Here is a 12873-nt window from a genome sequence, read left to right on the forward strand (position 1 = left end):
TAGCCGGGTGGTCGTTCGTGGGGACTGCAACGACCGGGCGGGGGCCGGCATTCCAACCCCGGGTCGCGGGGTGGCCGGGCCGTGGTGCTGCGATCGTCAGGGTATGTAACGACCCCGGCCCGGCCATGATTCCGGGCCACGGATGCCACCGCTCACAGCCCAGACCACCCCAGACCGGACAAAACACCCATCAGGCGGCTCGGCTTGACCTCAAGGCGTGCGTGCCGGGCATGATCGACTCAATATCGCCGATATTGCTGTATCCGGGCCCAGCGATGCCCCCACGTCGCCGACATTGAGTCGATCAGCGCCGCACTGATCACGCCCGCGGGCGCAAACCTGGACATAACCCCTATAAAGCTTCCGCCTCCGAGGCCTACCGGGAAGGCCGCCTACCGGTCGGCGTAGGGGATCTTGGAGGGAGCCGGGCACTGGGAGAGGTGGCCGCAACTCGTCTCGACCCCTCGAAACGAGGACACGTCTCCGTGCGGCTCGACGGCAGATGCCGGGGTTGTCAGATCTGATCGATGCCCTGCTCAGGGCCGGGAAAATCGGTTGAGTTGACGGGCTGGCGCCGGCAGGCTGGGTTCTCCGCCACCCCGCGTCCGGAGGACTTTCCATGCGCCTGCTCCGAGATCTGTGGGGCACCTCGCCACGCCGCATGACGGTCGTGGCAATTCTGATCGTGCTCGGTGCCGCTGGCCAGGCGGGCGCGTCGGCGCTGGCCGGTCCGGTGCTGTTGCACCGCTCGACCGGCTTCTTCGCCGTACTGGCCGCGGCATTGGTCGCCGCGGTGCTCACCGACTTCGCGGTGAGTCTGCTGATGGCCGGCCTGACCGCCGACTGGTCTGCTGACGTGCGGCGGCGGCTCTGCCGGGTGGCCCTCGGGCAGGACCTGCCCACGTTGGAGACCACGCCGGTGGGCGAGTTGCTCGACCGCATCGACGGTGACGTCTACCAGGTGGCCGCCGCTGTCCGTAACCAGGGCACGCGGATTGCCCAGGCGCTCTGTGTGGGCCTGCTGTCGGTGGCCGTCGCGCTGTTCGTCTGGTGGCCGGCGGGGATCGCGATGCTGCTGCTGATCGTGGCCCTCGCGGTGGGGCTGCGCCGGCCGACCGCCCGCATCGTCCCGGCCCGGATGGCCGAGGAGGAGGCATGGTCGGACCTTGCCGCCGTCATGGAGGAGGCGGTGCACGGTCAGGACGACGTACGCACCAGCCTGGCCCGGCCGTACGTGCTGCGGCTCTACGCCCAGCGGGCCGCTGCCGTCCTGTCCCGCGGCAAACGGGTCTGGGTGATGTCCGCCCAGGTGACCACGGTCGCTGCCGCGACCATCCGAGGCGGCATCGGTGCGGTGGTGCTCGGCGGCGCGTGGGCATTGGCCAGCGGTCAGATCGACGCCGCCCGGTTGACCGCCGTGTGGTTGCTCGCGTTGGCCTTCGGGGCCACCGTCGAACACGTGAGCCGGATGGTTCCGGAGCTGCAGTACGCGCTCGGGGCGTGGGGCCGGGTGTTGCTGCTGGAGGACGCCCGCCAGGAGCCCAGCGGTGGGGCCAGCCCGACCGACGGTGACCTGCGCATCCGCGACCTCACCTTCGGCTACCAGGTGAGCGGGCCGGAGAGCGGGCGGGGGCACGCGCTGCGTGGGGTCAGCCTCACCTTCGCGCGGGGTCGGTCGTACGCGCTGATCGGGCGGACCGGCTCGGGCAAGTCGACCCTGGCGAAGGTGCTGACCCGGGCCGTCGACGTGCCGGCAGGCTCGGTCTTCCTCGGTGGCACCGACCTGTGCGACCTCGACGTCGAGCAGCTTCGCCGGTGGGTGGCCCTGGTGCCTCAGCGCACCGAGATCCTGGCCGGCACGCTGGCCGAGAACGTCGCTCTCTTCGACCCGGAGCTGCTCGACGCCGCCGAACGGGCGCTCGACGAGTTGGGTCTCGCCGGTTGGATCGCCGAGCTGCCCGACGGGTTGGCGACCCGCCTGGGGGAGGGCGGGCACGTGCTCTCCGCCGGTCAGGAGCAGCTGGTGGCGTTCGCCCGGATCCTGGTCCGGGACCCGCACGTGGTGATCCTCGACGAGGCCACCGCTCGGCTGGACCCGGTCACCGAGGCGCGGGTGCAGCGGGCCACCGAACGGTTGCTGCGCGACCGGATCGGCGTCGTCATCGCGCACCGGCTCTCCTCGGTACGCCGCTGCGACGAGGTGGTGGTGCTGGCCGACGGTGCGGTGGTCGAGGCCGGCCCGCTGGACGCGTCTGCCCGCTTCGCCGAGCTGTTGGCGACCAGTCACGCGGCCGCGTACGCCGCTGCGCCGCAGGCAGCCCGCGCTGGCGGCGGCACGGACCTGTTGACCGGCCCGGGCCCGGTGGCCGCCTGGCCCGCTGGCGGCCAGGTCGATCCGACAATGGTGGACGAAGCTGTCGCGCGGGTGAAGGCCGATCCGCCGCCCCTGCCGCCGGCCCCGCCGGCCCGCACGTTCCGGGAGATCTTCCGGCTCTGCTGCAACGACCCCCGGTACGGGTTGGGGGCGATGGCAGTGTTCCTCGTGATCATTCTGCTCGGGCTGGACGGCCCGGTGTTGCCGTGGCTCTGGGCGGATCTGGTCGACGGCGTCGGTGATCCGTACCTGCCGGCGTGGGGGATCGTGGCCGGGCTGTTGATCACGTTGCCGGTGCCGTACTACACCGGTATCTGGTTCCCGCAGTGGTGGGTGCGGCAGATGTTGCGGATCAGCCTGCGTCTGGTGCATGGCCAGACCGGGCCGCGCCGGGTCAGCTCACACACCCCGGCCGAGGTGGTGGCGCAGGGCGGCGACACCGAGCGGGTGGTCCAACTCGCCGACAACGTGTTTGACCAGTCCGCGGCGGTGGTCCTGACGGTCGTAATGACGATGGTCTCCGGCAGCGTCGTCCCGGCGTTGTTCTTCGTCGGCACGATGGTGGTCTCCGGGTTGGCCGCGAGCCTGTTCGGGCCGAACTTGGAGCGTTCGGCCCGGGCGACCGTGTCCGCGCGGGCAGCCTTCGCCACCGCGCTGGTCTCCGTGTTGTCCTCCGCGCGGACGGTGAAGCTCGCCGGCGCGAGTGCGGCCGTGCTGCGTCACCTCGCCGACCTGGACGTGGTGCGCAGTGACCGCCAGCGCCGGGAGATCTCGGTGCAGGTGTGGTCGCGTTCCACGCCGTCGGTGGCCAGCGGCCTGTTGCCGATCGGCGCGTGGGCGCTCTACCTGCACGGCTCGCTCTCCGCCGGGGCGGTGCTGGTGGCCGTGTCCACGCTGGGTGCGGCGCGCTGGTTCTCCTGGACCACCGCTTCGTTGATCTCGCAGCTGCCCTCGGCGCGGGTCTGGACGCGGCGCACGACGGCGATGACCGGAGTGGGCGCGTACTCCGCGGGGGTTTCGGCGGTGGACCTGGCCGCCGGGACGGCGCCCGCGCCGACGCCACCGCCGCGGCATCCGCTGCGCCGGCTGGAGCTACGCGGCTTCGGGGTGGTGCACTCCGACGGCATGGTGGCCGTCCGTGATGTCGACCTGACCGTGCAGCGGGGGCAGTTGGTGCTGGTCGTCGGGCCGGTGGGGTCGGGCAAGTCCTCGCTGCTGCGGGCGTTGGCCGGGATCGTGCACCACACCGGCGAACTGGCCTGGAACGGCGACCCGGTCACCGAGCCTGAGCTGTTTTTGCGCCCCAACCAGGTCGGCTACGTCGGCCAGTTGCCTCGGGTGCTCTCCGGCACGGTGGCCGACAACATCGCGCTGGGCCACCAGGTGGACGCGGCCGGGGCGGTCAGCACCGCCCAGCTCGACCACGACCTGGCCGCCGCCGGCGGTGGGTTGGGTCTGCTCATCGGGCACAAGGGCACCCGGCTCTCCGGCGGGCAGTTGCAGCGGTTGGCGCTGGCTCGGGCGTTGGCCCCGCGTACCGAACTGTTGGTCGCCGACGACGTGTCGTCGGCGCTGGACGTCACCACCGAGCTGGCGCTGTGGCAGGCGCTGCGCGGACACGGGGTGACCGTGGTGGGCTCGACCGCGAAGCGTGCCGCGCTGGTCCGCGCCGACCACGTGGTGGTGCTGATCGGCGGCACGGTGGCGGCCCAGGGCACCTGGCAGGACCTGGAGGGCAACTGGTCGCACCTGGCGGGTTGACACCTCGGGCGGCTGCCCAGCTCGGCAGCCGCCCGAGGCCAGGCTGGATCAGGCGCGGGCGTACTGGGCGGGCACGGTGGACGCGACGCCGAGCTTGGCGGCGGCCCGGCGCGGCCAGTACGGGTCACGCAGCAGCTCCCGGCCGAGCAGCACCAGGTCAGCCTCGCCGCCGGCGATGATCTGCTCGGCGTGCTCGGGTTCGACGATCAGGCCCACCGCTCCGGTGGGCACGCCGGCCTCGCGACGGATCTGGGCGGCCAGCGGCACCTGGTAGCCGGGGCCGAGCGCAATGCGCTGGTCCATGCTCACACCACCGGAGGAAGCGTCGACGAGGTCGACGCCGACGCCGGCCAGCTCGCCGGCGAGCACCACGCTGTCCTCGATCGTCCAGCCGCCCTCGACCCAGTCGGTGGCGGAGATCCGGGTCAGCACCGGCACGTCCTCGCCGACCGCGGCGCGCACCGCGCGGGCCACCTCCAGGGTGAGCTTCATCCGGGCGGGCCGGTCTCCGCCGTAGGAGTCGGTGCGGTGGTTGGTCAGCGGCGAGAGGAACTCGTTGAGCAGGTAGCCGTGGGCGGCGTGGATCTCCACGGCGGCGAAGCCGGCGGCCAGCGCGCGTTCGGCGGCGGTCGCGAACGCCTCGATCACACCGGCGATGCCGGCCTCGTCGAGGGTGGTCGGCGTCCGGTACTCGGCGGTGAAAGGCTCCGAACCGGGGGCGACGGGCGTCCAGCCACCGTCGGCGTCCGGCACGCCGCCGCGCTCGGATGCCCATGGCCGGTAGGTGGAGGCCTTGAATCCGGCGTGCGCGAGCTGCACGGCCGGCACCGCGCCGTGGGCGGCGACGAACGCGGTCACCGGTCGCCACGCGTCGACGTGCGCACCGGACCACAGCCCGGTGTCCTGCGGGCTGATCCGCCCCTCGGGGAGCACGGCGGTGGCCTCGCTCAGCACCAGACCCGCGCCGCCGATCGCGCGGCTGCCGAGGTGGACCAGGTGCCAGTCGGTGGGGAGACCGTCCGGGCCGGCAGAGTACTGGCACATCGGCGCCATGGCGATCCGGTTGGGCAGGGTGACCGCGCGCAGCGCCAGCGGTGTGAACAGAGAACTCATGCGGTGATCCTCTCGGAAAACGGAGACTGGCCCCTCAAGGGAGGGGCCAGTCATCGTTGCGGTGAAATGGTCAGGCAGGAACAGGGCTCAGTTCAGGCCGGGTCTCCGCGACCGGCTCCGGCTCGGTCAGGTCGCGCTGACCGGCGGACTCGTACGCGACCCGGTCGAGAGTGCCCTCGCGGGCGGACACCACGATCGGCACCAGCGCCTGTCCGGCCACGTTGGTGGCGGTGCGCATCATGTCCAGGATCGGGTCGATGGCCAGCAGCAGACCGGCACCCGCCAGCGGCAGGCCCAACGTGCTGAGGGTCAGGGTGAGCATCACGGTCGCGCCGGTCAGACCAGCGGTCGCCGCCGAGCCGACCACCGAGACGAACGCGATCAGCAGGTAGTCGCCGATGCCGAGGTGTACGCCGAAGACCTGGGCCACGAAGATCGCGGCCAGCGCCGGGTAGATGGCGGCGCAACCGTCCATCTTCGTGGTGGCACCGAAGGGCACCGCGAACGAGGCGTACTCGCGGGGCACGCCGAGCCGCTCGACGGAGCGCTGGGTCACCGGCATGGTGCCGACCGAGGAGCGGGACACGAAGGCCAGCTCGATCGCCGGCCAGGCGCCGGCGAAGAAGCGCAGCGGGTTGAGGCGCCCGGCGAGGATCAGCACCAGCGGGTAGAGCACGAACAGCACGATGGCGCAGCCGATGTAGACGGCGCTGGTGAACTTCGCGAGGGGGGCCAGCAGGTCCCAGCCGTACGAGGCGACGGCGTTGCCGATCAGGCCGAGGGTGCCGATCGGGGCGAGGCGGATGACCCACCAGAGCGCCTTCTGGACGATCGCCAGCAGGGAGCGGTTCAGCGCCACGAACGGCTCGGCGGCCTCGCCGACCAGCATCGCTGCGGCACCGAATACGAGGGCGAGGAAGACGATCTGGAGGACGTTGCCCTCGACGAACGCACCGACCGGGTTGGTGGGCACGATGCCGGTGAGGAAGTCGGTCCACGAGCCGGTGTTCTTCGGCGGCGTCGCGCCACCCAGGTCGAGGGTCACGCCCTTACCCGGGTTGACGAGCAGGCCGAGGCCGATGCCGATGCTCACCGAGATCAGCGCGGTGATGCCGAACCACATCAGGGTCTTGAGCGCGAGCCGGGCGGCGTTGGCCACGCCGCGCAGGCTGACCACGCTGACCACGATGGCGGTGAAGACCAGCGGCGGCACGGCCAGCTTGAGTAGCTGGATGAAGAGGCTGCCGACGGTGTGCAGCGTGGTGGTGAGCCAGCTCAGGTCGTTGGTGCGGGCCAGGAAGCCCAGCGCGATGCCGAGCACGAGGCCGAGCAGGATCTGCACGGAGAAGGGAATTTTGCGCAGGCTGAAGGGCATGGAGATATCCAATTGTCCGGTCTGATCAGGGCAGGCGTGGGAACGCGGCTAGCCCGGACAGATGCCGCTGGCCTGCAGTCGGAGATCGACATACAGGCGGACGGTGAGGCCCCAGACATTGGTCATCGCTCGACGAGACTACGCCGCCCGTGGTGGATTGCAAGGACCGGCAAGCGTGAGGCTCCTTACAGATCCTCCAGCCGGACCCGGGAAGGAGGCCGCCGGTCCAGGGCGAGGGCGGTGGCGGTTGTGACGCCCCACACGACTGCCAACGCGAGGACCAGCCGCTCCAACACGCCGACCACCGTGCCCCGGCCGACGACGAGCATGGCGAGGCCGACCGTCGCGCAGAGCGGTAGGGACAGCGCGGCGGCCACGCGAGCCAACCGACGCACCGCGGGGCCGGCCGGCCCGGACACGGCAAGCGTGATCATGGCGAAGACTACCGCCGCGGTCGCCGCGATGCTCGCGCCCCCGTGCACCAGATCCGCCGCCGTGGCCCGCTCGAACGGCGGTAACGGGCAGCCGGCGGAGCAGGTCACCGCCCCGGACACGGCGGTGAACACGGCACCGGTGGCGAGCAGCGCGGGCGCCGCCCACACCCCGGGAGGCAGCGCCGCGCCAACCAGCAGCAACGCGCAGGCCAGAGCGAGGACCCCGATCCGGTACGTCACGGCGTGCGCACTGCCGGCAACGCCCGCCTCGCTGACGTACCCGGTCAACCCTGGACCGGGACCGGCGACCACGGCGACCACCACCGCCACCGCACCGGCCAGCGCGCAGCCGGCGGCGGCGGACCCGGCGACCCGGCGGGCGACGTCAGTGCGAGCCCTCGGCTCGGTCGCGGTGCCGGGCCGAGTTGGCTCAGCCACGCCCGTGCGGCGTGCTCCAGCCGGACTCGTCAGGCCCGAGCGGCACGATGCCGCTCGGGTTGATCTCCCGGTGGGTGCCGTAGTAGTGCCGCTTGATGTGGTCGAAGTCCACCGTCTCGCCGAAGCCCGGGGTCTGGAACAGGTCCCGGGCGTACGCCCAGAGCACCGGCATCTCGGTCAGCTTGTTGCGGTTGCACTTGAAGTGCCCGTGGTACGCGGCGTCGAAGCGGACCAGGGTGGTGAACAGCCGCACGTCGGCCTCGGTGATCGAGTCGCCGAGCAGGTAGCGCTGCACGGCCAGCCGCTCGGAGAGCGCGTCCAATCGGGCGAAGAGAGCCTGGAACGCCTCGTCGTACGCCTCCTGTGAGATGGCGAACCCGCACCGGTAGACACCGTTGTTGACGTCGGCGTGGATCTCGGCCATCAGTGCGTCCATCTCGGGGCGCAGCGCGACCGGGTAGAGGTCCGGCGCGTCGGGAGCGTGCAGCCGCCGCCACTCGGTGGAGAGGTCGAGGGTGAGCTGCGGGTAGTCGTTGGTGACGACCCGGCCGGTCAGCGTGTCGACCAGCGCCGGCACGGTCACCCGGCCGGTGTAGTCCGGGTCGGTGGCCAGGTACGCCTCGGAGAGGAAGCTCACGCCGAGGACCGGGTCGAAGCCGTCCGGGTCGAGGGCGAACGCCCAGCCCCGCTCGTCCCGGATCGGGTCGACGGTGCCCAGCGAGATCGCGTCGTCCAGGCCGAGCAGGCCGCGCACGATCCTCGCCCGGTGCGCCCACGGGCAGGCGCGGCACCAGATCAGCCGGTACCGGCTGGCCTCCAGCGGCCAGCGGCCCTGCTCGTCCGGGCCGCCACCAGGTGGAGAGGTCGAGTCGGCGGTGACCCGACCGGTGAACCGGTTGGGCTGGCGGACGAACGCACCACCGCCGCTGGTCTCTGCGCTGAACTGGGCCCGGGCCATGCCGTCAACCTATCCGCTGCGCGCGCGGATATCCTGACGCCCGGCTGCCTCCGCGACCCGGTGGGCGGCCCCACCCCCCGCCGTCTGCACCCCTAAGGACTCGCGATGACCGTGGCATACCTGGTGGCCGGTGTCCGTACCCCGATCGGCCGGTACGCGGGCGCGCTCGCTGGCGTCCGTCCCGACGACCTGGCCGCGCACGTGATCCGCGAGTTGGTGGCCCGCCACCCGTCGGTGGACTGGGCGCGGGTGGACGACGTCGTGCTCGGCTGCGCCAACCAGGCCGGCGAGGACAACCGCAACGTGGCCCGGATGGCGGCGCTGCTGGCCGGCCTGCCCGAGGAGGTGCCGGGCAGCACGGTCAACCGGCTCTGCGGCTCCGGGCTCGATGCCCTCGCCATGGCGGCCCGGTCCATCGTTGCCGGGGACGCGGAGCTGGTGATCGCCGGCGGGGTGGAGAGCATGAGCCGGGCGCCGTTCGTCATGCCGAAGGCGACGTCGGCGTACTCCCGCTCGGCCGAGGTGTACGACACCACCCTGGGCTGGCGGTTGGTCAACCCGTTGATGGCCGACGGGTGGGGCGTCGACTCGATGCCGGAGACGGCGGAGAACGTGGCTGCCGAGTACGGGGTGAGCCGGGCCGAGCAGGACGCCTTCGCGTACCGCTCACAGCAGCGCGCGGCCAAGGCGCAGGCCGACGGCCGGTTCGCCGAGGAGATCGTGGCGGTGTCCGTGCCGGCCGGTCGTCGAGAGACCCGGTTGGTCGAGGTCGACGAGCACCCCCGGGAGACCTCGCTGGAAAAGTTGGCCGCGCTGCCCACCCCGTTCCGCGACGGCGGCACGGTGACTGCGGGCAACTCCTCGGGCGTCAATGACGGCGCGGTCGCGCTGCTGGTGGCCAGCGAGGCGGCGGTGCATCGGTACGGCCTCACCCCGCTGGCCCGTATCGTCGGCGCGGCGGCGGCCGGCGTGCCGCCCCGGATCATGGGCATCGGCCCGGTGCCGGCCACCCGCAAGCTGCTCGACCGGGTCGGGGTCGAGCTGAGCGCGGTGGACGTGGTGGAGCTGAACGAGGCGTTCGCCGCCCAGTCTGTGGCGGTGTTGCGCGAGCTGGGGCTGCCCGTGGACGCCGACCACGTCAACCCGAACGGCGGCGCCATCGCGCTGGGGCACCCGCTCGGTGCCAGCGGCGCACGGCTGGCGCTGACCGCCGCCCTGGAGTTGCGCCGTCGCGGCGGCCGCCGGGCTCTGGCCACCATGTGCATCGGCGTTGGTCAAGGCATCTCGCTGTTGCTGGAGTCAGCCGCCTAGAGTGGTCCACACCACACGACCGCGGGTCGACCGGTTGCTCGCGCGTGCCCACGGCACGCCCCGACGCCGGTGTCGGTCCGCGCTGCGGCGAGGAACTGGGGAGCACGCTGATGCCGGACGGACTGCCGACTGAGATCGATCTGACCAGGCCGAGCGCGGCCCGGGTGTACGACTATTTCCTGGGCGGGGCGCACAATTTCGAGATCGACCGGCAGCTGGCCGAGCAGATCGCCAGCATGACCCCGAATCTCGCCGCCACCATGCGCTCCGGCCGTGAGTTCCTACGTCGGGCCGTGCGGGTGCTGCTCGACGCCGGCATCGACCAGTTTCTCGACATCGGCTCCGGAATTCCGACCGTGGGTAACGTGCACGAGGTGGCGCAGGGGGTGAATCCCAAGGCCCGGGTGGTGTATGTCGACATCGACCCGGTGGCGGTCGCGCACAGCCGGGAGTTGCTTGCCGGCAACGAGCTGACCGGAGTCATCCACGCCGACCTGCGGGAGCCGGAGAAGATCCTCGCCGAGACCCGGCAGCTCGGCCTGATCGATTTCAGCCGGCCGATGGGCATCCTGCTGGCCGGGGTGGTGCATTTCATTCCGGACGGCGACCGACCCGAGGAGATCCTGGCCAGCCTGCGGGCTGCCGCCGCGCCGGGCAGTTTCCTGGTCGTCTCGCACTCCACCTTCGAGGACCAACCGCAGGAGATGCTGGATGCTCAGCGGCTGTCTGCCCGGACGGCCACCGAGATAACGCTGCGCTCCCGCGCACAGGTCACCGGCTTCTTCGGCGACTGGACGGTTCTCGAACCGGGGGTGGTGCACATGCCGCTCTGGCGCCCCGATTCGCCGTCCGATGTGGACGAGCGCCCGGAGCGGTTCGGCGCCTTCGGCGGCGTCGCCCGGTACGACCAGCCCGCCGGCTGACCGGAATGGCCGCCGTCCCGGATTCCGCCGGGGTCGACGCCGGCCGGGCCGACGCCCAGGGGTACGCCGCCGACTGGGCTCGCGCGGTACGCCGTCTCGGGTTCGTGCCGCTCAGCGTTGCTGAGACCGAACGGCTGCTGCTGGTGCACACGGTCCGGCTGGCCCAGGCGGTGCGGGCGGAGCCGTTCAGCGCCCGCCCCGCCGAGGAGGCTGGGCGGGCGCTGGTGGAGGCGCACCTCACCGAGCCGCAGGCCCTGGCCTGGACGCTGCACGCCCTCGGTGTGGACTTCCCGCGCCGGGTGCTTACCGCCGCCGACCGGCCGGCGGACCTGGCGGACCGGATCGCAGCGATGCAGGGCGGGCTGGCCGCCGGGTTCGCCCGCGCGCTGCGCGACCGCACCTTCAACCAGCAGGAGCGGATCGCCCGGTCGGCCTGGCAGGCGCGCGACGAGGTCGAGCAGGCGCTGCGCGACAGCGAGGCCCGGTTCCGGGCGGTCTTCTCCGGTGCCGCGATCGGGATCGGCATCGCCGGCGTGGACGGGCGGATCATCGATGTCAACCAGGCGTTCGCCGACATGCTTGGTTACTCGATCGAGGAGTTGCGCGAAACCAACGTGGCGGCGCTGTTCCACGCCGACGACGCCGCCGGGATGTGGGAGCTCTATCGGGCGCTGATCGAGGGCAAGCAGGACGAGGCCCGGGTGGAGAAGCGCTATCACCGCAAGGACGGCACGATGGTCTGGACCGATCTGGCCGTCTCGCTGATCCGACACAGCGACGGCCGGCCACGGTTCACCGTCGCAATGATCAAGGACATCACCCAGCGGTACGCACTCCAGCAGCGGCTGCGCTTCCAGGCGCTGCACGACCCGCTGACCGGGCTGCCCAACCGGACGCTGTTCTTTGAAACGCTGGGCCAGGTCCTCGACACCGCGGCAGCCGGGCAGCGGGTCGGGGTGTGCTTCCTCGACCTGGACGGCTTCAAGGCCATCAACGACAGCCTCGGCCACGACCTCGGCGACCAACTGCTGGTGAAGATCGGCCGGCGGCTGGCCGCCTGCGTGGCCGACCACGGCCATCTGGTCGCCCGGATGGGTGGCGACGAGTTCGTGATCCTCCTCGACGGAGGGGACGACATCGACGACGCGGTGGCCGTCGCGGAGGCCGCGCTGGCCGCCGTCGCGGCCCCGGTGCACGTCGGTGAACACCAGTTGGCAGTGTCGGCCAGTGTGGGCATCGTGCAGTGCCCGGCCACGGAGACCACCGCGTCCGAGCTGATGAAGGCCGCGGACACCACGCTCTACTGGGCCAAGGGTGCGGGCCGGGGTCGGTGGGCGGTCTACGACCCGGAACGCAGCGCCCGGGACATCGCCCGATCGGCGCTTGTCGCCGGGCTTCCAGCCGCACTGGACCGGGGCGAGTTCGTGCTGCACTACCAGCCGATCGTGTCGCTGCTGGAGGGCAGCATGCTCGCCGTGGAGGCGCTCGTCCGGTGGGAGCACCCGGAGTTGGGCCTGATCGGGCCGGACCAGTTCATCGGCCTGGCCGAGGAGACCGGCCTGATCGTCCGGCTCGGTGAGTGGGTGCTGCGGCGGGCCTGTCACGACGCCGAGTGGTGGCGGCAGGAATTCCCCGACGCCAAGCTGGTGGTCAGCGTCAACCTGGCCGCGCGCCAGGCCGACGACCCGGCGATCGTGGACACCGTGGCCGACGCGCTGCACACCAGCGGGCTGCCTGCGGAGCTGCTTCAGCTGGAGTTGACCGAGAGCGCCGTGATGGGCAGCGCCGGCGAGCCCCTGCGCAGCTTGTATCGGCTCGCCGCGCTCGGCGTCCGACTGGCCGTGGACGATTTCGGCACCGGTTACTCCAACCTCGCGTACCTGCGGCGGCTGCCGATCCACTCCCTGAAGCTCGCCGGCCCGTTCGTCGAGGGCATCCGCGCGGACGGGACCGACGTCGCCGCCGACCACCGCGACGAAAGGATCGTCGACGCGTTGGTCCGGTTGGCGCACGCCTTGGAGTTGTGGGTCACCGCCGAGGCGGTGGAAACCGGGGTGCAGGCGGAACGGTTGCGGGCGTTGCGCTGCGACACCGGGCAGGGCCGATATTTCGGGGCCCCGGCCCCGGCCGAGGCGATCACCGCCCGGCTGCGCGGCGAGGTGGCGGCGTGAGTGGGGGTTCGGCGC

The 12873-nt window shown here is 71.9% G+C and carries 8 protein-coding genes; 4 read left to right on the top strand and 4 right to left on the bottom strand.

From position 1 onward, the window contains the following. Positions 1 to 619: 619 nt before the first annotated feature. Positions 620 to 4135: an ATP-binding cassette domain-containing protein gene (locus ACLQ28_RS32480; protein ID WP_425690077.1), complete on the top strand. Its 3516-nt coding sequence runs from the start codon at positions 620 to 622 to the stop codon at positions 4133 to 4135. A 48-nt stretch (positions 4136 to 4183) separates the two neighbouring features. Here the strand turns inward: ACLQ28_RS32480 and ACLQ28_RS32485 are convergent, their stop codons facing one another. The 4 genes from ACLQ28_RS32485 to ACLQ28_RS32500 form a co-directional block, all read right to left on the bottom strand. Further along, positions 4184 to 5248, bottom strand: coding sequence for an NADH:flavin oxidoreductase/NADH oxidase (locus ACLQ28_RS32485; protein ID WP_425690078.1), 1065 nt, complete (start codon positions 5246 to 5248; stop codon positions 4184 to 4186). A gap of 70 nt (positions 5249 to 5318) precedes the next feature. Next, the gene (locus ACLQ28_RS32490) at positions 5319 to 6611 is read right to left on the bottom strand and encodes a dicarboxylate/amino acid:cation symporter (protein WP_425690111.1); all 1293 of its coding nucleotides are present in this window, start codon (positions 6609 to 6611) and stop codon (positions 5319 to 5321) included. A gap of 197 nt (positions 6612 to 6808) precedes the next feature. After that, positions 6809 to 7495: a DUF998 domain-containing protein gene (locus ACLQ28_RS32495; RefSeq protein ID WP_425690079.1), complete on the bottom strand. Its 687-nt coding sequence runs from the start codon at positions 7493 to 7495 to the stop codon at positions 6809 to 6811. Beyond that, positions 7488 to 8453: a glutathione S-transferase family protein gene (locus ACLQ28_RS32500; RefSeq protein WP_425690080.1), complete on the bottom strand. Its 966-nt coding sequence runs from the start codon at positions 8451 to 8453 to the stop codon at positions 7488 to 7490. Before ACLQ28_RS32500 ends, ACLQ28_RS32495 begins: the two co-directional genes overlap by 8 nt. Positions 8454 to 8558: 105 nt before the next feature. Between ACLQ28_RS32500 and pcaF the strand changes: the two genes are divergently transcribed. The 3 genes from pcaF to ACLQ28_RS32515 all read left to right on the top strand — a co-directional run bounded on the left by pcaF (position 8559) and on the right by ACLQ28_RS32515 (position 12858). After that, the gene (pcaF, locus tag ACLQ28_RS32505) at positions 8559 to 9764 is read left to right on the top strand and encodes a 3-oxoadipyl-CoA thiolase (protein WP_425690081.1); all 1206 of its coding nucleotides are present in this window, start codon (positions 8559 to 8561) and stop codon (positions 9762 to 9764) included. A 110-nt stretch (positions 9765 to 9874) separates the two neighbouring features. Next, positions 9875 to 10687: an SAM-dependent methyltransferase gene (locus tag ACLQ28_RS32510; protein WP_425690082.1), complete on the top strand. Its 813-nt coding sequence runs from the start codon at positions 9875 to 9877 to the stop codon at positions 10685 to 10687. Between the two features lie 5 nt (positions 10688 to 10692). Continuing rightward, the gene (locus ACLQ28_RS32515) at positions 10693 to 12858 is read left to right on the top strand and encodes a putative bifunctional diguanylate cyclase/phosphodiesterase (RefSeq protein ID WP_425690083.1); all 2166 of its coding nucleotides are present in this window, start codon (positions 10693 to 10695) and stop codon (positions 12856 to 12858) included. The last annotated feature ends 15 nt before the right edge of the window (positions 12859 to 12873 follow it).

This window comes from Micromonospora sp. DT201 (assembly GCF_049841575.1).
Lineage (GTDB): Bacteria > Actinomycetota > Actinomycetes > Mycobacteriales > Micromonosporaceae > Micromonospora.

Coding starts and splice junctions, on each gene's coding strand:
- ACLQ28_RS32515 (WP_425690083.1), top strand. CDS start 10,693: ATGGCCGCCGTCCCGGATTCCGCCGGGGTCGACGCCGGCCGGGCCGAC.
- ACLQ28_RS32480 (WP_425690077.1), top strand. CDS start 620: ATGCGCCTGCTCCGAGATCTGTGGGGCACCTCGCCACGCCGCATGACG.
- ACLQ28_RS32500 (WP_425690080.1), bottom strand. CDS start 8,453: ATGGCCCGGGCCCAGTTCAGCGCAGAGACCAGCGGCGGTGGTGCGTTC.
- ACLQ28_RS32485 (WP_425690078.1), bottom strand. CDS start 5,248: ATGAGTTCTCTGTTCACACCGCTGGCGCTGCGCGCGGTCACCCTGCCC.
- pcaF (WP_425690081.1), top strand. CDS start 8,559: ATGACCGTGGCATACCTGGTGGCCGGTGTCCGTACCCCGATCGGCCGG.
- ACLQ28_RS32510 (WP_425690082.1), top strand. CDS start 9,875: ATGCCGGACGGACTGCCGACTGAGATCGATCTGACCAGGCCGAGCGCG.